The 21,808-nt window shown below is 42.2% G+C and carries 17 protein-coding genes; 1 reads left to right on the top strand and 16 read right to left on the bottom strand.

Translation table 11 applies throughout. The features are described 5' to 3' along the window. Positions 1–140: 140 nt before the first annotated feature. From ADH52_RS01755 to ADH52_RS01740, 4 genes are all read right to left on the bottom strand, one after another. Positions 141–2,021, bottom strand: a complete 1,881-nt coding sequence (locus ADH52_RS01755) for a beta-N-acetylhexosaminidase (protein WP_049499163.1) — start codon at positions 2,019–2,021, stop codon at positions 141–143. Beyond that, positions 2,015–2,884 carry an ROK family protein gene (locus ADH52_RS01750; protein ID WP_049509714.1) on the bottom strand — a complete coding sequence of 290 codons (870 nt, stop codon included), beginning with the start codon at positions 2,882–2,884 and terminating at the stop codon, positions 2,015–2,017. The genes ADH52_RS01755 and ADH52_RS01750 overlap by 7 nt, the downstream gene beginning before the upstream one ends. An 83-nt stretch (positions 2,885–2,967) precedes the next feature. Next, positions 2,968–5,613 (bottom strand): alpha-mannosidase, encoded by a 2,646-nt coding sequence (locus ADH52_RS01745; protein ID WP_049509695.1) that lies wholly within the window; start codon positions 5,611–5,613, stop codon positions 2,968–2,970. Positions 5,614–5,823: 210 nt separating this feature from the next. After that, positions 5,824–7,104 carry a glycoside hydrolase family 125 protein gene (locus tag ADH52_RS01740; RefSeq protein WP_049491177.1) on the bottom strand — a complete coding sequence of 427 codons (1,281 nt, stop codon included), beginning with the start codon at positions 7,102–7,104 and terminating at the stop codon, positions 5,824–5,826. A 170-nt stretch (positions 7,105–7,274) separates the two neighbouring features. On the opposite strand from ADH52_RS01740, the gene ADH52_RS01735 reads away from it, so the two are divergent. Further along, positions 7,275–9,362, top strand: coding sequence for a GH92 family glycosyl hydrolase (locus tag ADH52_RS01735; RefSeq protein ID WP_049509694.1), 2,088 nt, complete (start codon positions 7,275–7,277; stop codon positions 9,360–9,362). Positions 9,363–9,635: 273 nt separating this feature from the next. On the opposite strand, the gene ADH52_RS01730 is transcribed toward ADH52_RS01735, so the two are convergent. The 12 genes from ADH52_RS01730 to ADH52_RS01675 form a co-directional block, all read right to left on the bottom strand. Continuing rightward, positions 9,636–10,520, bottom strand: coding sequence for an SPFH domain-containing protein (locus ADH52_RS01730; RefSeq protein WP_004235732.1), 885 nt, complete (start codon positions 10,518–10,520; stop codon positions 9,636–9,638). 774 nt (positions 10,521–11,294) lie between these two features. Further along, positions 11,295–12,800, bottom strand: a complete 1,506-nt coding sequence (gene adcA, locus ADH52_RS01725) for a zinc ABC transporter substrate-binding lipoprotein AdcA (RefSeq protein WP_049509693.1) — start codon at positions 12,798–12,800, stop codon at positions 11,295–11,297. A 9-nt stretch (positions 12,801–12,809) separates the two neighbouring features. After that, the gene (locus tag ADH52_RS01720; RefSeq protein ID WP_000950030.1) at positions 12,810–13,616 is read right to left on the bottom strand and encodes a metal ABC transporter permease; all 807 of its coding nucleotides are present in this window, start codon (positions 13,614–13,616) and stop codon (positions 12,810–12,812) included. Next, the gene (locus ADH52_RS01715) at positions 13,609–14,313 is read right to left on the bottom strand and encodes a metal ABC transporter ATP-binding protein (RefSeq protein WP_001269496.1); all 705 of its coding nucleotides are present in this window, start codon (positions 14,311–14,313) and stop codon (positions 13,609–13,611) included. Before ADH52_RS01715 ends, ADH52_RS01720 begins: the two co-directional genes overlap by 8 nt. Beyond that, a complete protein-coding gene (adcR, locus tag ADH52_RS01710) occupies positions 14,313–14,753 on the bottom strand; it encodes a zinc-dependent transcriptional regulator AdcR (protein ID WP_001249308.1) in 441 nt (146 codons plus the stop codon). The genes ADH52_RS01715 and adcR overlap by 1 nt, the downstream gene beginning before the upstream one ends. Positions 14,754–14,907: 154 nt before the next feature. Continuing rightward, positions 14,908–16,176 (bottom strand): D-alanyl-lipoteichoic acid biosynthesis protein DltD, encoded by a 1,269-nt coding sequence (gene dltD / locus ADH52_RS01705; protein WP_049491172.1) that lies wholly within the window; start codon positions 16,174–16,176, stop codon positions 14,908–14,910. Further along, complete coding sequence (dltC, locus tag ADH52_RS01700; RefSeq protein ID WP_000351967.1) at positions 16,169–16,408, bottom strand: D-alanine--poly(phosphoribitol) ligase subunit DltC; 240 nt, start codon at positions 16,406–16,408, stop codon at positions 16,169–16,171. Before dltC ends, dltD begins: the two co-directional genes overlap by 8 nt. Positions 16,409–16,420: 12 nt before the next feature. Further along, complete coding sequence (gene dltB / locus ADH52_RS01695; RefSeq protein WP_049509689.1) at positions 16,421–17,665, bottom strand: D-alanyl-lipoteichoic acid biosynthesis protein DltB; 1,245 nt, start codon at positions 17,663–17,665, stop codon at positions 16,421–16,423. Then, positions 17,662–19,212, bottom strand: coding sequence for a D-alanine--poly(phosphoribitol) ligase subunit DltA (gene dltA / locus ADH52_RS01690; protein WP_049509686.1), 1,551 nt, complete (start codon positions 19,210–19,212; stop codon positions 17,662–17,664). Before dltA ends, dltB begins: the two co-directional genes overlap by 4 nt. Before the next feature lie 20 nt (positions 19,213–19,232). Next, a complete protein-coding gene (locus ADH52_RS01685; RefSeq protein WP_000813667.1) occupies positions 19,233–19,364 on the bottom strand; it encodes a teichoic acid D-Ala incorporation-associated protein DltX in 132 nt (43 codons plus the stop codon). Positions 19,365–19,675: 311 nt separating this feature from the next. Next, positions 19,676–20,854: a ryptide export MFS transporter gene (locus ADH52_RS01680; RefSeq protein ID WP_049509684.1), complete on the bottom strand. Its 1,179-nt coding sequence runs from the start codon at positions 20,852–20,854 to the stop codon at positions 19,676–19,678. Between the two features lie 240 nt (positions 20,855–21,094). Then, a complete protein-coding gene (locus tag ADH52_RS01675) occupies positions 21,095–21,799 on the bottom strand; it encodes an MIP/aquaporin family protein (protein ID WP_020902151.1) in 705 nt (234 codons plus the stop codon). Between the last annotated feature and the right edge of the window lie 9 nt (positions 21,800–21,808).

Below are 21,808 nucleotides of genomic sequence, written 5' to 3'. Positions count from 1 at the left end.
ATTAGTATACTCCTATTTGAAGGTTAGGTTAAACTACTAATTATAGAAAAAACTCCACAAATTATTTTATGTGGAGTACTTTTTTAAGAAAGGAATGTTTCACGAGAAACACTCTGCCCAAGGCACGGTGTTCTTGTTTCTTATGTCGTGTAGATGGTTGAAGCTGTCGCAATGGTATGCCACTGGTTGGCTGTTGTGGCTGCGAAGTCCTTGTCTGCGTAAAAGTCAGTAAATGGCAGAATTTCCACTTCTAACTCGTCGATACTGTCCAGCTGACCTGCCAGATAAGCCTCGATGCGGCTTTCTGCTCGTTTAATGCGTTGCAAGAGTCCTCCCATACGGATGTCAACTGTATCCAAGCCAAAGACCTTGTTTTCCTTCAACCATTGATGGCTAAAGAGGGCATGGAAGTCTTCAATTCGGCTTCTGAGTTCTGGTAATTCTTGTCTGGCAATTTCTTGCAGACTTTCCTTATCATCCGCTTGATAGGCTTGACGAATGCGTCGTCCCACATCCACTTTGCTACTTAAAATCTGGTTCAACTGGGCCTGAGTTTCAAAGAGGTAGGCATAGTTGCCAGCTTTTTCTTTAATGTTAGCAAGCGTCTCAGCTGCCTGAGCGAAGTGGGGCTTGTCTTGTTCAGGTGTCATGTGTCGGTCAAGAATCGGACAGAGAATATCCTGATAAAAGACATAGCGGTTAGGGTTGATGCCACTGAGATTGTCCGGCAAATCTGGCAAGAGGTTGGCTAGGTCAATCTGCATAAAATCTTCAACCGAAAGACCTGTATTGGTCTTGAAGTGAGCAGACAAACGGTCTAGGTCATTGCGGTAGCTGAGTTCTGCCCAGATTTGCAAGCTTGGTAGGACAGCGAATTGGGCAGTTTCCCCACCATTGTCCCCCCAACCCGTCACGATGACTTCTTTGATATCATTGGCGCGACAGGCTTTATTGGCTTCAAGAGCAATGAGACGGCTGAAATGGTTGTTGGGTGTGAAACCAATCCACTTCCAAGCTCCCCCTGCAAAGGCAAGATCATGACTAATCTTATGATGATTGCGGAAATTGCGGTTGTATTTTTCCTCGCTATCCTGATAATAGTCCCAGTAAACTAAGGTCACACGATCTTTGAGACGGTCTAGGTAGACACGCGTTTCCTCTGGAATTTCCACATCACGGTCGTACTGCCCATCTGCTGACATAAGTTTAAAGAACATATCGCTCCACATCTGGCAGTGGAAACCATATTTGTCAGCAATATCCAGCACGCGCTCCAAGTGTTGGCACATAAGGAGACTACGATCCACAACACCGTTCAGAATCAAGTAGCGTCCCAAACCAACCAAGTGGGCTTCGTCCATCCCAATATTGACCTTGCGAGTCTTCAGTTTAGATAGGGTAGCAAACATGCCATCAATCAGGTCATAAACCTTTTCTTCGCCGATAAGAAGAATATCCTCCACATCACGGAGCTCCTGGACTTCTTTGACACCCCATTTGACAAAGGCTGACAAGTGAGCCAAGGTCTGGATACATGGCACAAAGGTCATGTCAAACTGCTGGGCATAGGCTTCGATCTCCTGCAACTCCTCAGCCGAGTAGGCTCCACGGAAATAGCCAAAATAAGGCTGCCCCTCAATCTGGTAGGTGTCTTCCATGTAAAGCTCAAAGGTTGAGTAGCCCATGAGAGCCAAGACCTCAATCATCTGCTTGGCAGAAGCCACATTCAGCACCGCATTTCGAGAACAGTCTGCCATATAAGCCAAATCTTCATAAGCTGCTTGTTCCTCAATCTCTACCTTGTCACCTTCTGCTAGGGATGTTGCCAACAGGGACAAGGCACGATAAAGTTGGTGGGGTTTGCGGTAAGTTAGTTGATAGTGGCCACCCTCACCCTTGATAGAGATAGAGGCTTGGTCAGACTGAGCGACAGCTACCTCTACATCTGGTAGAAAAATGTGTTTTTTTAATACTTCAATAGCTTGCGCTTGTTTGTCACTAATTCCTGTAAATCTTACCATTGGTTTTCCTCCTGTAGCCAGTTGACAAGGGCACCGTAGAGATTGGCATCTGCGTGATAGGTGCAGGCCTGGATAACAGGTGCGACTGTGTATTCTTCGTAGGTATCGACAAAATAATCAACAGCCTTCTTGACACCTTGAATAAAATCTGGATTTTGACTGATAGAGCCTCCCAGGCTGATGACATCTGGATCAATAAGATATTGGATATTGAGCAAGCCTTGCGCCATATTACGATTCATGCGCTCGATAGCTTCTTGACAAAGGGTATTTCCTGCTTCGGCCTCTTGGTAAATCTTGCGACCGTCCCAATCAGTCTGACCAGATTTTTCAATCACGTAGCGTACCATATTCCCAGTTGACGCTAGTTGCGACCAGTTGTTGAGCTTTTCAGCAGGGGCAAGGGTGGTCATGTAGCCAAATTCTCCACCCAGACCGTGGCGACCTCGATGAAGTCTACCATTGATAATCATGGCTCCGCCAATCCCTGTCCCAATCACGACACAGGCTGCATTTTCAAGTTCTGGATGAGCCAGTAATTCACTGAGTCCAACGCAGTTGGCATCATTTTCCAGATGGACAGGAATCTGATAAGAGCTAAGCGCCTCATACCAAGAAAATCCGTGAATGTAGGGTACTGCACTGAAGCCATCAATCACACCTGTCTCTTGATTGACCGCGCCTGGAACGCTCATAGCAATCCCGCTATAATCCTGCTCTGACAAACGTTGATCTAGCCAAGCTAGTAAGTCCTCCAAACTTTCTGGCGTTGGAATGCTTGTCTTATCTAGTATTTTCCCATCAGGAGTCAGACTGGCAAACTTAATCCCAGTCCCTCCGATATCAATCGTTGCAATAGTCATTGTTTTTACCATAAAAAGGGGCGAATCAGCAGTTAGTTCTTACCTTTTCGCCCCTCCTTTCTCTTTATGTTTACTTGTTGAAATTAAATTTCTTCTTTTTTGATGAATTCTGTACGAATCTCTTGTGGTGAAATGAGACCTCTATGAACTGGGTATGGTCGTTCAAGTAGGTCAAGAAAGAGATGTTGGCTTTCCGGTACACGTACATTTTCACTACACATATTGTAGTAACGAAGAACATAGCCTTCTTCATTTTCAGATACCTTAAAGGCTGTTGGACAGATTTGCGGTATGCTGAGAACAGAATGGCTCAAGAGGCTACCAGTCGCAGCCACGCTTCCTTCTTGTTTAGCAAGCTGAAGGCTGGTAAATGGTGTCTGCAAGGCTTTAGCACGACGATAGGCTGAAAAGCGTTCTTGGACTTGGTGGCATTCAAGCGCAAACTCGACTTCAAACTCACGCAAGCATTGTGCTTCTGGTGTTGGGAAGTAACCCCAGTCACCTAGCTCACCTGACGCACGCAGAATGGTCACTGCAATAGTGTCGTCTCCAAGGATTTCGTATTCATTCAATCCCTTGTTGGATACAGTCACACCTTTTTCATCGTCATACAGACTAACAAAGGCTTGTTGGTGTTGAGGATTTTCAGGATTTTCCCATGAAGCTGCTGGTTTGTTTGGTCGTGTCACTACCTCATAAATGCTTTCAGAATCATTACTTGAACGCTTGTTGTGAGTCTTGACCAAGAGACGGATACGGTGGTCTTTGGCAGTGTTGGTAAAGCGAGTTTTAAAGCGGATTTGTGGATTATCAACGAAGATAGTCATCTCAGTTTCAAGAGGAATGCTTGTCAATTCTTCTGAACGTCCAGCTTCACGCTTCATAAACTCGATGATGCCTTTTTGCTCTTCTTCTAGCTTTTCATCTGCACTGACAGGCACGGTCAATTCATGTTTGAGCAAAATCTTAGCGTAGCGAGCTGTGTTTTCCAAGACCTCGTAGCCCTTAAGCTCTGCATAGATTGGCTCTGTTCCTTTTGGTTGGAAATAGATATACTCGTTTCCGATGTCACCACGGTCTTCGAAGCGGATAAAATCTTCATAGGCTTCGTGAGTTGTCTTGTCATAGACTGTGATATTGTCATCCACACTCACCGTTACAAATGGCGTATCAATTACTCCATTTTGGTAAATACCGTCACGGTGTTCTTGTTCTCCTTCCAGCAATTGGAAGGTTGTCCAAGAAAGCGGTGCTAGGTGAACTGGAATAGTCACGCGCACTTGTCGAGCGATACGAGCTTGGCGGAACTTATCTTTTGGTAAATCGTACTCAAAATTAGCTCCGAGGTCTTCGATTTTAGCCTCTACAGGACGACCATCCAAGTCCTCCACACGATAACTTGGCAAGGTTAAGGCAGCCATCTTCTTGTATCCCTCTGTTGGGTGCAATTCCTTGAAATCACAAGTCGCCACATCAATCACTGTGCTGACAGTATCGACCTTATCATGCAAGCCTGTGTTAATGACAGTAAAGAGATAATCACTTTGAGCCTTAGCTGTAGCGATTTTACCCTTCCATTCGTTAAGAAGATTGCTCTTAACAAAGTTTCCGACTTGGTTAACCTTGGCAAAACGAGTTTCCATCTCGCGGTGAACTTCGTCCACGCTACAGCCACAGATGCTATCATGCGGCGCATTTTGCAAAAGAGTTTTCCAAGCATAGGTCAACTGGTCCTTGTGGTTATGACCCCCAGTGATAATAGTCAAGGGTTCTACAACTTGCTCTAGGAGGTTGCTATTTTCTTGGAAGGCTTGTTTGAGATAAATACGAGATGAAGAAGTGTTGGCAAGTGTGTACCAGCCGTCTGTTTCCTGACTGGTCAACTCACCTGTAACCGTTGATAATTGCTCTGGTAGGGCACTTTCCACAGCTTGAACATATTCATCAAAAGAACTATGAACAAAGGTTACATCTGGGAAGAGTTCATTTGCCACACGAATGGCTTCACTCAAATTTTTCTGGACAGGCTGATGGTCACAGCCGTTCATCATCAACCACTGGTTGGTCGAAGCATAGTCACGCACGTCTGCCAGTTTTTGTTTCCAGAAGGTCAAGGCCTCGTCTTTATCAACTGGGATTTCATTCCCATTACTATACCAGTTGGCAAAGAGGATACCGAGGACACGACTTCCGTCCGCACCCTGCCAGTACATTTCTGAAAACTGGGAAGTAAACTGCTCATCTTCGAGAACTTGGTTGTCAAATCCAATCGGTTTCACACCACGACCAAAGGCTGCCACGTGAATGCCTGATTTTTGAAGGATTTGAGGAGCTTGTCCCATATTTCCAAAAGTATCTGGGAAGTAACCAATCTGAGTGGATTTGCCCCATTTTGCAGCTTCTTGCTGACCAATCAAGGTATTGCGGACATTGGCTTCACTTGAAATCAAGTAGTCATCTTGCAAGATGTAAAAAGGACCAATTTTAAGTTTGCCTTCGTCGATGTATCGTTGGACTTTGTCGCGATTTTCAGGGCGAATCTCCAAGTAGTCATCAAGGACAATGGTTTGACCATCCAAGTGGAAGCTCTTGAACTCAGGGTCATTTTCAAAGAGATCAAAGAGATTGTCAAATAATTCCACCAACTGCATACGGTGGCTTTCAAAAGGCAAGTACCACTCACGATCCCAGTGACTATGTGAGATAATATGTACGACAACATTTTCCATGAAGTAAAACCTCATTCTAAATTTAAATTTTTATTGTTAACGTTTTTGGATGTAAGATTTGCTCAATCAAATTCAACAAATCACCAACAGTTTAACTCTAAATATTTTATTTATCAAGAATTTAACTATGATTTGAGATGAAATTTGAAAGAAGTATATATTTAGCTACTTTGTCTTGGTAAATTGGCTAAAAACAAGTAAAATCCTAGATTAACGAATATCCAAGTAATCCAAGACCAACTCACAGAACATCATGTTGGCCCAAGAGAACCATTCACGAGAATAAAGAGTTGGGTCATCTACGTGGAAGCTTTCATGCATAACACCAGTACCACCATCGCAAGCAACCAGCTGATCCAGTAAGAATTTCTTCTCTGCTTTATCTGTCGTTGTCAAGCCTTGGATAGACAGAGCGATTGGCCAGATATAGCGATAGAAGGTATGAGAACTTCCGAGACCGCTAGCGTATTCTCCTTGGTAGAAATATGGATTTTCAGGGCTCAAAATGGTACGACGAGTTGCTTGATACACTTCATCATCGACCGAACAGTAACCCAGATAAGGTGCAGCCAGCAGACTTGGTACGTTTGGATCATCCATGATGCTGGCATTTCCTAGACCATCCACTTCAAAGGCATAAATCTTTTCGCCCTTGCTGTTGCTTGTGTAGGCGTAATTTTCGATCCCTTCTTGGATTTCATCCTGAAGACGCTTAGCGTCTGTGATAACACTCTCGCTATCAGCTAGGTTTAATGCTGCGAAGATTTCTTGAACATACCCCAAAACAACAACTGCAAACATATTTGACGGAATCAAGTAACTATACTGACAGCAGTCATCACTCGGACGAAAAGCTGACCAGGTCATGCCTGTCACTGCAAAATCAGGGCCAAAGCCATCATTTACCAAGGTATCTTCCTTGCGGTCCGTATCGCGGACAAAACGATAAGGAGAATTCTTGTGGTCTTGTTCCACTGTCCACAGATGAAGAATTTCCTTGGTCGCTGCGACAAAAGTCTCATCAAACTGACTAGTCTCGCCAGTCTCTTTCCAGAGGAGATAAGCCAGCTGCAAAGGATAGCAAAGCGAGTCTACCTCGTACTTACGTTCCCAAATCCAGCCGTTAAGGTCTGTGTGGTCAGTCTCGTGGTGCCCCTTCCAGTTCTCCTCAATGTTGAAAGAATTGGCATAAGGATCCTTGAGTACCAAGGTCATCTGACGCTTGACCAAACCTGCAATGGTCTGACGCAGGAGGGCATCTCTTTTAGCCACATGCAGGTAGGGTCTGAGTTGGGCTGTCGAATCTCGAAGCCACATGGCAGGAATATCCCCAGTCAAGACAAAAGTTGAACCATCTTCTAGGATTTCAACCGTATTGTCCAAGGTATCTGTGTAGCAACGCTCAAAGACATCCACCCACTCTGGATGGTCCTTAGCCCGTTCTGCCACTTCATCTAGCCATTCTCTAACAATTTCTTTTGAATAAATCATCGTGCAGTATCCTCTTTCAAACAAGTTTCATTTTCAGTATATAGCTTTTGAGACAGAAAATACATACACAAATGATAGTCATTTTTCTACAAAATAGTTATCTTTAAAACGCCTTTTCTAAAGACTATCTTTTTCTGATATAATGTAGAAAAACAGCTAAAGGAAAGACTATGAAACCACTACTTAAAACCATCGATACCCGATTTGGAACTGCCAGCAAGCATGCCTTTTCTCGGGGAAATACCCTGCCTTACACAGGCGTTCCTTTTGGGATGAATTACTTTGTACCCCAGACCAGCGACCAGGAGGGCTCTTGGTTTTTCGACCCACATCTGCCTATATTTCAAGGGATTCGATTAACCCACCAGCCCAGTCCTTGGATTGGGGACTACTCTTGGCTCCTTCTGACACCTGTCACCGGTCAGCTAGGGGGAGACAGCCTCTTTCACCGCCAGTCTTCCTATGACATAGATAAGTCCTCTTTCAAACCTCATTATCTGAAGATTTTCTCCCTGCGCTATCAGATTGAAACCCAGCTTACACCGACTTGCTACGGTGCTTCTATTCGTTTGGAGCAAAAGCAAGGCAAAGCCCTATCCCTCTATCTTCACGCAGCAGATGAATTAGCAGTAGAGCAAGTAGATAAGAGGAATCTTGCCCTACGACAAGAAGGAAAAACTGAGAACAACAAAAATCCACTGATACTGTTCACATCCCTGAAAATGAATATGGATATCCTTGCTATCAGCCAAGAAGGTGGAGACTGGCGAATCGACCTGGCAGATAGTCATGCTGAAATTCAGCTAGCGACTTCTTTCATCTCTCCTTCTCAAGCACTGCTTAATCTACCTCAAGAAGATTTTGATAGCTGTAAAGCAAATGCCCAAGCGGATTGGGAAAATCTCCTCCATCGTTTTGACATTATAGAGACAGGAGAAGCTAACCGAACCTTCTTTGACCACTGTCTCTACAGACTCTTCCTCTTTCCTCAGACTTTTTATGAGGTTGATGAATCAGGGCAAGCCATCCACAAAGATTTGGCTACTGGAACTGTAAAGCCCGGTGTCCTCTTTAGCAACAATGGTTTCTGGGATACCTTCCGCACCACATTCCCCCTCTTTGCCCTTATCATACCAGAACACTACCACCGCTTCTTAGAAGGATTTCTCAATAACTACCGCGATACTAGTTTCCTTCCAAAATGGCTGGCTCCAGATGAACGGGGTATGATGCCAGGTACACTTATAGACGGTATTATCGCCGATAGCGCCTGCAAGGACATGGCCCCCGACCTAGAAGAAGAACTCCTCCAAGCCATGCTTGAAACAGCCACCAAATCTGATCCTCTTGGCATCAATGGTCGTCACGGACTAGCTCAATACCAAGAACTGGGCTATCTCTCTATCGACCACCACGAAAGCGTTAGCCATACTCTAGACTATGCCTATAGTGACTTTTGTATCGCCAGCTGTGCCAAAAAACGAGGGAAAATAGAAATCGCTGAAACCTACAAGGCCGCATCACAAAATTACCGCCATCTATTTGACGCTGAGACAGGTTACATGCGAGCGCGTGATAGTCAAGGCAACTTCCGGCCTGACTTCTCTCCTTATAGTTGGGGACGCGACTATGCCGAATGTTCTGCCATCCAAGCAACCCTAGGTGTCCTCCACGATATTCCAGGCTTGATCCAGCTTATGGGTGGAAAAGAAACCTTTAGCAACTATCTTTTGAAAACCTGTCAAGATGCTCCCCTCTTTGAGACAACAGGCTATGGTTACGAGATTCACGAAATGAGCGAAATGGCTACTGCTCCTTTTGGGCAACTCGCCATTTCTAACCAACCTAGCTTCCACATTCCTTATCTCTTCCGCTACAGCGATTACCCTGACTACACTGCCCTTCTCATCAAGACTCTCCGTCAGAAGGCCTTTCACCCAAGCTGGCAAGCCTATCCTGGCGATGAAGACAATGGCAGTCTCTCAGCCTGGTACATTTGGTCGTCTCTCGGATTCTATCCAACCTGTCCAGGCAAACCAAACTATGATCTCGGAATCCCTCTCTTTGACCATCTCCGAGTCTATCTTGCCACAGAAAATAAATGGCTAGATATTCATGCTGAGCAAAACCACAGCCATTTTAACTTTGTAAAAGAATGCCGATTGGATAAAACACTCGTATCAACTATTCAACACCAAAACCTCTTAAAAGCTGAACAACTAACCTTTACACTTAGCTGGTTACCAAGTCATCGCTAAATAATAAAAAATCTGCAATTCCCAAGGTTATCCACAATCTGTGAATAACTATCCCAAACTGTGCTTAACTCTTGAGTTGCAGTAATTAAAACTACTTTATAATCCTCAAAAGTTACTAAATTGGTCACACAAATAAGAATTATCACTAAAATAATCAGAAGTTATCCACACTTATCCACAACCTGTTAGTAACTTTTGTGAATAGTCTTATTTAAGCTAAGACTTATCTCTCACAAACACTAAAAAGAGCCTGACTCCAGGCTCTTTAGTCTATTATTTCTTCTCAGCGCGAAGAGCTGACAAGATTTGTGTACGGATATCATCCACACCATTTGGCGTATTTGGTAAAAAGATAGTCTGATTTCCTTTAGAGGCAAAGGTATTCAAGGTATCCAAATACTGGTTGGTCAAGAGGATAGACATGATTTGCTCTTCTGTCATACCAACATTGGCTTCCTTGAGTTCTGTGATAGACTCTGCCAATCCATCCACAATCGCCTTACGTTGTTGGGCAATCCCCACACCATGGAGGCGGTCTTTTTCTGCTTCGGCTTCAGCTGCAGTGACGATTTTAATCTTATCTGCTTCCGCCAATTCTTGCGCTGCGACCCGCTTACGTTGCGCCGCATTGATTTCATTCATGGATTGCTTGACTTCTGCATCTGGTTCGACCTTAGTAATCAAGGTTTTCACAATAATATAACCGTAAGTAGTCATTTCTTCCGCCACTTGGTGTTGAACTTCGAGGGCAATCTCATCTTTTTTCTCAAACAATTCATCTAAGGTTAATTTGGGAACAGAAGAGCGAAGAGCATCTTCGATATAAGATTTAATCTGAGATTCTGGACGCATGAGTTTATAGTAGGCATCTGTCACGCTCTGCTCATTGACACGGTACTGTGTCGCCACATTCATCATAACGAACACATTATCCTTGGTCTTAGTCTCAACCACAATATCACTTTGCAACAAGCGCAACTGAATCCGCGCTGCAATCGAGTCAATTCCAAAAGGCAAGCGAATATGAATACCGCTATTGGCAACCTTTTGGTATTTCCCAAAGCGTTCAATAATCGCCACCGACTGCTGACGAACCACATAAACTGTACTCAGTGTGACTATCACCAATAGGAGCACACAAACCACCACAAAAATCATCAAAAATGTTGCCATTATCGTGACCTCCATCATTATTTTTCCTGTATTATAGCACATTTAAAGAAGGCTGTGCAGTTTTTACTGCGATTTTTCCTGAAATGTCAATAATTAGAGGTGAATTGTCACATTGTCGTCTGATTTCTTGCTAAACCAACTGGTAAGGAATTAGGTGCACCATGCTAGTTCTCTCTAACTCTGTTGATTATCAACATACTATCTGAGCTTTACAAGTCGTGGACAAAGAAACGAAACAAGTAACGGTTAATCCCTTTAAAAGACTCACAAAAAACATCATTGGATGTACTGACCTCCAAAATTTCAATCATTAAGCGAGGTTGATGATCTAAATTTAATGTGATATACTATTTTTGTCATCGGTTACCGATTACGTTCCTTACGGTTCGTGAGAGGAGGTGAAACTAATGAACCTTATCATAGAGCTCGCTCTTACTATTATAGCGGACGTCATAGCAGGGATTATCCTGTATTTCGTCTGCAGATGGCTAGATAGTAAGGAGTAGACCGAGTGACTAGCCTATCAACACCCGTTAAATCGCTAAGATACGTCAAAAAAGCCCTTAACTATGCCAGTAGTTAGGGGCTTTGGTGTTCTAATGAACCTTATCAATTAACTACATTCTAGCATATAAACCCCGATATTTCAAGAGTTTTATTTATTTTTTAAAGTGCCTTAGGTATCTGAAAGGTCTATCATGAAGTTAGCCATCTAGTACCCAAAAACCGACTAGCTCTTATGAACTAGTCGGTTTCTCATCAATGCGCCAACATTTCTTGAGCGATTTCTTGGCCAGATAGGTTATCTGGGTAGTAGGTTGGCCAGTTATCCATTTCTTCAAAGAGGGCTTCTTGGCTTGTGCCTCCAAAAAAGATATGGAAATGTTCTGCCTTAACTGGGGCGATATTGTGGTCACTAAACTGAACATACTTGAACTGTCCAGCATCCGCATCTGTCGCTTCAAAGAGGAAGCGCACGCCACGATTGCCTTTCTTGTAAGTCAAGATTTTCTTACCAACATACTTGTAGGTGAATTTCTTACTTTGTCCACCTTGAACAAATTCCATAGTATTATCAGTGATATTAATCTTAGTCACATCTGTCTGATAGCCTTTTGTATAGTAGGCCTTGTACTCAGCCTGAGTCATCTTACCAGTCAACTTAGCCTTGTAGTCAAAGACTTGATCAAACGTGCCATCTTCAAGGAAAGGATAAACTGATTGCCAGTTACCTGCATAGTCACTCAAGGTGCGGTCCTTGACAGCTGAATCCTCGAAGTAACCATTTTGAACTGTCTTGGTATCCTCTGCCTTTTCAGGCTCAATTGCTGGGCCTTCTTGGTCCGTTGTTTGTTTCAGAGCCTTGAGGTTTTTCTCCATCACGGAAATGTAGTTTTCGCCAGCCTTGGTGTCCTCTTCTGTTAGACTTTCTAAAGGATTGAGGACATCTGTTTTGACACCTGCCTCTTTTGAAAGTGTGTTAGCAAGGGCTTGTGAAGCATTTTCTTCAAAGTAGATATAGGCAATGTTATTTTTCTTGACATACTCTGTCAATTCTGCCAAACGAGCAGCTGATGGTTCTGCATCTGGAGAAAGGCCTGAGATTGCGACTTGTTTGAGTCCATAGTCCAAGGCGAGATAGTTAAAGGCTGCGTGCTGCGTTACAAAGCTCTTTTGTTTGGCTTGAGACAAGCCTTCTGCATAAGCCTTATCCAAGGCTTGCAATTTTTCGATATAGGCAGCAGCATTCTTCTCAAAGGTCTCTTTTTTATCAGGATAATCTGCTGACAAGCTATCACGGATGTGCTCTACAAGTTTAATGGCACGGACTGGTGATAACCAAACATGGGGGTCAAACTCATGGTGATGGCCTTCTTCTCCATGGTCATGGTCTCCCTCTTCTTCCTCACCACCTGGCAAAAGCAACATATCACCTGTCGCCTTGATGGTTTTCACCTTTTTCTTATCCAAGGTATCTAGCAATTTAGGAACCCATGTTTCCATGTTTTCATTTTCATAAACGAAGGTATCTGCATCTTGGATTTTGGCAACTGCCTTGGCAGACGGTTCATATTCATGGGGTTCTGTACCAGCACCGATGAGGAGTTCTACATTAGCCGTATCTCCTGCGACTTGCTTGGTAAATTCATAGACAGGGTAAAAGGTTGTCACGATATTTAGTTTGCCATCTGCCTGCTTTTGATTGGAACAAGCCACTAAAAACAAGGCACATAGACTGGCTAGCAATAAGCTAATTTTTTTCACGTTAGTCTCCTATTTGATAAAACGTCTTACTAAACTGATGAGTAAAAAAACAGTTACAAAAATAATGGTAATACTTGCACTTGCAGGTGTTTCTGCATAGTAGGAAATGTAAAGTCCTGCTACCATTCCCAAAAATCCAATAGCACTGGCAAGCAGCATAACCGATTTAAAGTTTTTCCCCAGACGCAGGGCAATACTAGCTGGCAAGACCATAATGGTCGATACCAAAAGAGCTCCCGCAGCAGGAATCATAAGTGCAATGGCCACCCCCGTCACCATGTTAAAAAGAATGGACATGGTACGAACTGGCAAGCCATCCACAAAGGCCGTATCCTCATCAAAGGTCAAGATATACATAGGACGAAGGAAGAGGAAGGTCAAAATCAAAACAACCGCCGCAATGACAAAGAGGGAAATAACCTGCTCTTCGCTGATCGTCACGATTGAACCAAAAAGATACTGGTCCAAACTCATTGAACTCGAGCTTTTGCCCTTGCTCATGACAATCAGAGAAACTGCCAGACCTGTTGACATGAGGATAGCTGTCCCGATTTCCATAAAGCTCTTGTAAACCGTACGGAGATACTCCAGAAAGACCGCCGCAATCAAGACAATAGCAATAGTGGAAATAGTTGGCGAAATCCCCAGAACCAGCCCAAAGGCTACACCTGAAAGCGAGACGTGGCTAAGGGTATCACTCATCAAACTCTGACGACGCAAGATAAGGAAGGTTCCAAGAACTGGCGAGAAAAGACTCATGGCAATAACGGCCAGAAAGGCACGTTGCATAAAGTCATAAGATAACAAACTAAGCATGGCCCACCTCCTGATCATTTTCATGAACGTTGAAACAACGCCATGGTGAGTCTTGGTTACGGACTAGATGAATATTGCGGTCCGCATAATCCTTAACTTCTTCAGGATCATGGGTAATCATCAAAACAGCCTTGCCGTGATGATGGGCGCTGTGGTGCATGAGTTCGTAAAATTCATTTTTACTTCCTGCATCCATCCCCGTTGTCGGCTCATCTAGGATAAACACATCTGGGTCAGAAGCAAACATACGCGCAATCACCGCTCGCTGCTTTTGCCCCCCAGATAGAGAACCCAAGCGTTTGTCTCTGTGTTCCCACATGCCAACTGAGTCCAGACTAGCCTTGATATGCTCCTCATCATGAGCATTCAAACGACGGAACCAACCTTTTCGCGGATAGCGACCCGACTTGACAAACTCATAAACCGTACTTGGAAAACCAGCATTAAAACTGGCAATCTGTTGAGGAAGATAGGCTATTCTCAATTTCTTACCCTGCGTATTTGTCTTTGAAATAGTCACCTTTCCAATGCGTGGCTGAAGGATTCCAAGACTGGCTTTAATCAGTGTCGTCTTAGCTGCCCCATTCTCCCCTGTCAAGGTAACAAATTCCCCACTATCAACACTATAATTGATATGTTCAAGAACAGGCTCCTTATCATAATAGAAGGATAAATCCTCTACCGTAATGTATCTCATTATTTGATTTCTCCTACTAAAGCAGTCAAAAACCGCTGAATCACTTTTTGTTCATTTGGAGTAAACTGAGTCGCCACTTGTTCATAAGTTAAAAGTGTATGCTCATGGTGATGATGGTGCTCCTCAGCGATTGGACGAGCCAAATCAGTCAACTGGTAAAAAATCACACGCGCATCCTTAGGATCTTTAGATGTTTCTAACATCCCTTCCTTAACCAGAGATTTAATGGCCTTGGTAACCGCCGCCTGACTGACATTGAGGCGACGAGCCAACTCTGAATTGGTTAAAGATTCCTCCGACAAGAGCATGAGGATATGCTCCTGGGTATTGGTCAGAGCTACCTCGCTAGTACAATGACCTATTAGAATTTCATGCTGATTTTCCGCCTGCAAAATCACCTCATTTAAAAAAGCATCGATATCCTTCGCTAGCTGTCTCATATCTGACTCCTTTCCTTTTGGACTTCTCTTTTTTAAGAGAAAAATACTATTCTTTGAAAAATTATTTACTGGTTAATTATATCACAACCAAAAAAAGAGTCAAGAAAAAACGTGAAAACCAGTTTCATTCTTGAACTCTTCTATATATTATTATCTATTTGAATGTCTTGACATCTCCATCATAAGTCGCCCAATCTTTGCTGAAAAAGCGTTCATTCAGATGGTAAGTCGGAGCTGGCGTGGGATTGGATAGGAAAGGATCAACTGCCTTATCAAAAGCAAGCCAACCCAACCAACCTAGGTGAATGGTATCCTTAACAAAATAAGGATCCCCTCCATTTTTTGAAAAGTCAGCAATATTAGTGAAACCTTGACTTTCTAATTGGTAACGAATTTTCTCCACTGCATGCTGGTACATATCTTCTCTGAGCCCTGTGTAGTCCATCCATTTCTTATTGACAGGCTGGATGACAAAGAGGACATTAACTTTCGATTTTGCAAATTGATTGAGAACCAACTGTAAATCATTATATTCAGATGATTTTAGGAAACTGTAATTCTTTTGATACCCTTCCCATTTTTTCAAATCCTTCTTAACCTCTCTCGTATAGAAATGATTTTCCATCCCCATATCATTATTGGTCGTATTGGCTTCTGCATCCTTTCGAGCAATTTTTTCTAACTCTTGGTAAGAAAATTGATCTGGAAGATCTTTTAAATAATTTTCCACATGTTCCTTATATTTGAGTTTTCCTCTAATGGAGAACTGACCAAATAGAGAAGCCTGTCTCTCATTGAATCGGGCAAAAATATTAATAGCAACCTGATCAACCTCTGATAATTCTTCACCCTTTGACAGTTTTTGAACAATGCCTTTTAATGCAACATTAGGATTCTGCTTTAACAATCGAATAGCCGCATGCTTTGCAGCAGTGTCACCAGATTGATTTTCCAGAAAAGCTGTCAATTGGTCACTGTTAAAAAATCTCTGAAATGCTGCGGGTTCATAATCAGCCTCCGTAAACCACTGAGGCGAAATTACAAATACTGCCTGCTTATCCTCTATTTCTGGCAAAATTTGCTGTAGGCCAAAATATTGATTTAGAGAGGCTGCTCCTGCTTGACCTAAAAAGTAAGGACGATAGGGACGATGGTATTTCTCGGCTAAAACAGCTGGATGGACACTATCAAATCGAATCCATTCACTGGACCCTAGAAAAGGAATAAAACGCATATTTGGATCTGTAAGAGCCCTTACTTTTTGGCTTCTCTCTTTAAAACTCTCTACACTAACAGAAGCCGCCGAATATTTCTCCTCCGTCAGATTATGGCTTGTTGTACTTGGATAAAAAAAGATGAGTAGAAGAACCAAAAATCCAGCTATGAAGATAGGCCCAAAGATTAACCATAAGCGTTTAAGCATTTTGTAGCTCCACAATACCAGCTATGATTTTATTGGCTGTATTCCAGTCGTCGCGACCAAACTCTGTAACAGGGACACGAATATCAAAACGGTTTTCAATCTCCACAATCAACTCAACCGTTCCCATACTATCCAAGACACCTGCATCAAAAAGATCTTCATCCATCATGTCAGAAACATCTTCCATAAACAACTCATCAATAATTTCAATAACTTCTGATTTGATATCCATATTTTATTTCCTTTATTTTTTAAACCATAAATCATTCAAAAATCCAGAAAAGATTAAGAATGACAGCATGACGACATGGAAGGTGATAACCATGCCAAGCAACTGAATCCAGCGATTCTCAGGTAGAGCAGCTTTCCCTGCTTTTTTCCGTTCCTTATTGAGCGTTTTTTTCTTACGAATCCAAGCATCATTAATAACCAAGCCTAATCCATGAAAGAGGCCATAGGCGATATAGTACCAGGTCACTCCATGCCAAAATCCCATAATCAGCATATTTACAATATAGGCCACACTTGAGGTTACATTACGATTCTTAAAGACCTTCTTTCTAGTCAGTACCATCACCATTCGCATAAAGACAAAGTCACGGAACCAGAAAGAGAGACTCATGTGCCAGCGATTCCAAAATTCCTTTAAATCCCTTGATAAAAAAGGCTTGTTGAAGTTAATTGGACTATGAATCCCCATTAAGTTTGAGATTGCCAAGGCAAACATAGAGTACCCTGCAAAGTCAAAGAAAAGTTCTAGACCAAAGGTATACATGACTGCCAAGGCATAGTGGTTAAAAAAGCCACCTGACTGTAGGGCTAGATTCTTTAGAGGAGGGAGTAAGGTCTCTCCTAAAATATGAGCTATGATAAACTTATATAGAAAGCCAAGCATGATATACTTGACAGCCTCTTCCAGCATATCCATCAACTCATCTCGCTCAGGAATGGTCTGATAATTTTCATTAAACCGCTTAAAGCGATCGATTGGCCCGCTTGAAAAAGTCGGCATGAAGAGTAGGAAGCGGAGGAATTCCCAGAGGCTAAAATCCTTAATCACTCCATCTCTCAGCTCGATGATAATCCCAACCGAACGAAAGGTCAGGTAAGAAATTCCCAAGAACCCAAGCAAAGACTGCGTTCCATTGATAGCTGGCTGCACCTTGACAAAGATAATCGGAAGTAGGGACAGAAAACTAACTAAGTAGAAGACCCACTTGCCATCCTTGCTTTTTCGATAATGCTTGTAGAAAAGCAGGAGCAATATTTCCCAGCACAGATAAATACCCAAGGCAGCTAGTTGATTGGTCTTCTCACCTACCAGCATGGTAACGATAAAGAAGAGGCTAACCAACACCTCGTACCAGGCAAAGCGTTTCTTGAAAAAGAGGCCAATAAAGATGGGCAAGGTTGCAACAATCACATAAACAAAATACTGAGGATTGCCGTATGGCTCTAAATGAGGAAGCTGTTGAAAGAACTCCATCATCTCTTATTCACCTCGTTAATCAATCCTTTGATGTCAATTTTTCCATTTGGAGTCAGTGGCAAACTGTCTCGATAAAGGAATTTAGACGGCATCATGTAGGACATCATGATATCTGTTAAATCTTCCTTGATAGCCTTGGTAATATCAATATCTCGCTCAAACTGCTCACGAACACCGTCTTTCAAGATGACATAAGCCAATAGATTTTGCACCTTGTGGTCTTTATTATAACGTGGCACAGCTACAGCAGACTCGATAAAGCGAGACTTATTGAGGTTTTGAGAGACATCTTCTAGCTCAATTCGGTAACCGTTGAACTTAATCTGGAAGTCCATGCGTCCGCCGTAGAGAAGTAAGCCTTCATCTGTCATAGTTCCCACATCTCCTGTGTGATAGGCTGGCAGACCTTCAAACTCAAAGAAGGCTTCTGCTGTTTTTTCAGGATTGTTCATATAACCTTTTGAAACAGCTGGTCCTGACACAATGATTTCTCCCTGTTCGCCATTTGGCAATTTATTGCCTTCCTCGTCAATGATAAAGGTTGGAGAATCAGCCTTGGTATAGCCGATTGGTAGGCGTTTGAGAGTCGCTAGCATCTCGCCTGTCACAGCAACTGCTGACAGGGCTACTGTCGCTTCTGTTGGGCCGTAGGCATTGATAATATGGGCATTCGGGAAACGCTCACGTAGTTTTTGAGCCGTTTTGACCGTCAATTCTTCGCCATCAAAGTAGAAATGCGTGATTCCAGGCATTTTCTCACTATTAAAGTCTTCTGACAACATGGCCATATCCGCAAAAGAAGGCGTTGATGTCCAGATAGCGATTGGCAATGAAAAGATGGTCGCAAAGAGTTGCTTAAAGTCCTGAGTAATAGCTGAAGGAAGAGCGAAGAGCGTACCACCTAGTGCCAAGGTCGGAGCCCAGTACATGACAGACAGGTCAAAAGAATAAGGTGGCTGAGCCAGCATTTGCGGACGACTTGGCGTCGCAAATTCCTTGTCCGTAATCATCCAGTTAGTAAAGCTGAGGAGATTATCATGTGAAATCTGCACTCCCTTTGGCTTACCAGTCGTACCAGAAGTAAAGATGATGTAGTAATTATCATCTCCCTTGACTGGATGCGTGATCTCATAGTTATTCCCCTGAGCAAAGGCTTCTTGAACCTGAGCTAGAGTCATCATCGGTGTAGAAACCTGCTCCAATGGAAAGTCTGAGATGGCAATAATCAAACTTGGCTCCGCTACTTCTAAAATAGCTGAAACTCGCTCCAAGGCTGAATGACTGTCAATGGGAATGTAGGCATGACCTGACTTAGTCAGCGCTACAAAGGTTGCCAACATTTCATATTCTTGGCCACCAAAAACGACCACAGGAGACTTCTCTGGCAAATCCAGTTGATCAATGGCTGCAGCCAAACTATCCGAATCAGCCTTTAAATCTCCATAAGTGTGTTCCTGTCCCAAAACATTGTAAACAGGATAGCTAGGCTGTGTCTGAGCAAAATGCTCAATGGTTTCAATCATATCTACTATTGGTTTATTTGACACAATAGGAATTCTCCTTCAAGTTAAAATTCATTATAGATAAAGCTTCCTTGACCCTGACCAAGATAGCTAAAGAAGTAAAGCAGCCCTAGAAAGATAAGAAAATACAAGGCTGTCCGACCAAGAAAGAGGTACAATTCTTTTCTCTGTTTCATCAAGAAAAACCATTCATTTCTGTAATTTTTTGCTAAATAAGATAGACTCTTACTATAGTATTTTTCTACCATTGTACCACTTTATAGACTAGTTTTTCAATTGTTTACCGCACATTTTCACTAGATTTCAGTTTATTTTAAGGATTATGCGCTTTTTCTATGTATATTTTAAATAGAGTGAAGCTGGGCAAAAACTCAATTTCAGTAGAAAATGAGGTAAATCTTCCTATAATAAAACACACAATATCAAGTTTTTTCAACACCCGATACTATGCGCTTTTCTAATTTTTCAAGACTTTTTTACCAGTCTCTCATTTAAAATAATCTCGTCTGATATAAATTAAAATAGCTTCTATCATCAGACAAATGGCTGATAGCCAAAAACTGATGCTAATACCAAAACTCTCAGTAATATAGCTCATTAGCAAAACAAATACTGAAAATGCTAGTGTCGAAATCACTTCCAGAACGGAATAGACATTAACCAAGTTATTTTCCTCTACTGTTTCCTGAAGAAATACACTTTCAGGAACTTCTTTTAGCTGCGATAACATACCAACTAAAGCTGAAAATACTAAAAACATCTGTGCATTTGGAAAAAATAGAATAGTCAGCGTCACTATTGCCATGGCTATAAGAGAAAAAAGAATACTTTCCCACTTAAGAGCAAGAAACTTTTCAGATAGCCGAAAAGCAATTAAGCCACTAATTATAATACCAATAGAGTATGCTGTATTAGAATATCCCCAGTAACTTTCCGTTTTATTTAATAACTCCGTTACAAAAACAAGTATAATGGAAGAAACCCAAATTGTATTTGAGAAAATTTCAAATAAATTTGCTGATACAAAAAGTCTTAATCTAGGATCTCTAGCAACTAACTTCCAACCTTTGAGCAAAACTTCAAGATTAGTCTCTGACTCTAGCACCTCCACTTCAGCCTTAGGAAGAAATAACATCAGAAAGCTAGAAATGATATACAAGATTAAAATGATAAACGTGGTAGGTAACAGACCAATTGTTGCAAACAAGAGTCCACCTAATCCCCAACCCACTAACTGAACAGCTTCACCAGTCATTGACAAAGCTGAGTTAGCCTTACCCAAATCGGTCGCATAGCGTGGCACAATAGCATAGGAAACAGGTGCTGCAAAACCATCCAATATTGAAATTGCAACAACAAATAGATAGATTACCAAAGGCGCTACTGATTTCATTACGGTAAACATTCCTACCAGTATCGCCAATAATATAGTCTTTCCAAATTGAGAGAAAGATAAAACCCTATTTAGCGCTATCCTTTTAGTAACTAAAGGAACTAAAAGACTCGCAACAAAAGAGGATATCCCTATTAAAATGGGAACTAGTGATGTGGCAATTACTGATTTTGAAATAATGTATATGTTAGCAATGATTGTTACTCTAAAGAAAATATCTGCTAAATTTGCAAACAATTGAGAGACTAACAACTTAATAAATGAATTAGACATGTAACGCTCCCATCTTAGTTACCAACTTCAGAATTAAAATTTGATTTTTAATATTTTAGCATAAAATAGCAGAAAACAAAAGTGAGATTTTTCACATAAAAAAGCAAAAACTATTGCCTTTATTATTCCTACTTTTAAAGGAATGATTATTATCGTTGGAGGCTAGCTCTAAGAAGTTATACTCAATGAAAAAGCCTGAGATCTTCATCTCAAGCTCTATCAACATAATTGTTTTCTAGATTAGAAAAGCGAGAATACAAGCACGGCCAAGGCTGCACCGATAACAGGTCCCACAACAGGAATCCAGGCATAAGACCAGTCTCCGTCTCCCTTGTTTGAAATTGGAAGGATACTGTGCATGATACGAGGTCCAAGGTCACGCGCAGGGTTCAAGGCACAACCTGTTGTTCCACCTAGTGATAGAACGATACCGACAATCAAAGTTCCCACTGCGAAGGTTCCGATTCCTGCTTGAAGGTCATAAAGTCCCAAAGCAAAGATTGTTAATACCAATACAAAAGTTCCTAGGATTTCACTAATCAAGTTTGATACAGTATCTTTTATAGCTGGTCCAGTACTGAAGGTTGCCAGGATATTGCCTGCATTTTCTTCTGCCTCATAATGCGGTTTGAATTGCAACCAAACCAAAATCTGACCCAGCATAGCCCCTGCGAACTGAGCTAGGATGTATGGGAAAACGGAAGCCCAAGAGAGCGTTCCTTTTAAGGCCATCGCAAACGTTACAGCTGGATTTAGGTGGGCTGGGCTGAGCGTGCCAGATACAAAAGCCGCAACGGCTACAGCAATTCCCCAACCCATAGTAATCACAATCCAACCTGCATTGTTGCTCTTGGTTTTAGGAAGAACCACACCTGCAACAACACCATTTCCTAGAAGAATCAGGATTAAAGTCCCCAAAAATTCTCCAAATAATTCTTTCATCATATCGTTGTC

The organism is Streptococcus pseudopneumoniae (genome assembly GCF_001072665.1).
Lineage (GTDB): Bacteria > Bacillota > Bacilli > Lactobacillales > Streptococcaceae > Streptococcus > Streptococcus pseudopneumoniae_S.
Note: the sequence above shows the minus strand (reverse complement) of the source record. Positions and strands in the feature narration are given on the sequence as shown.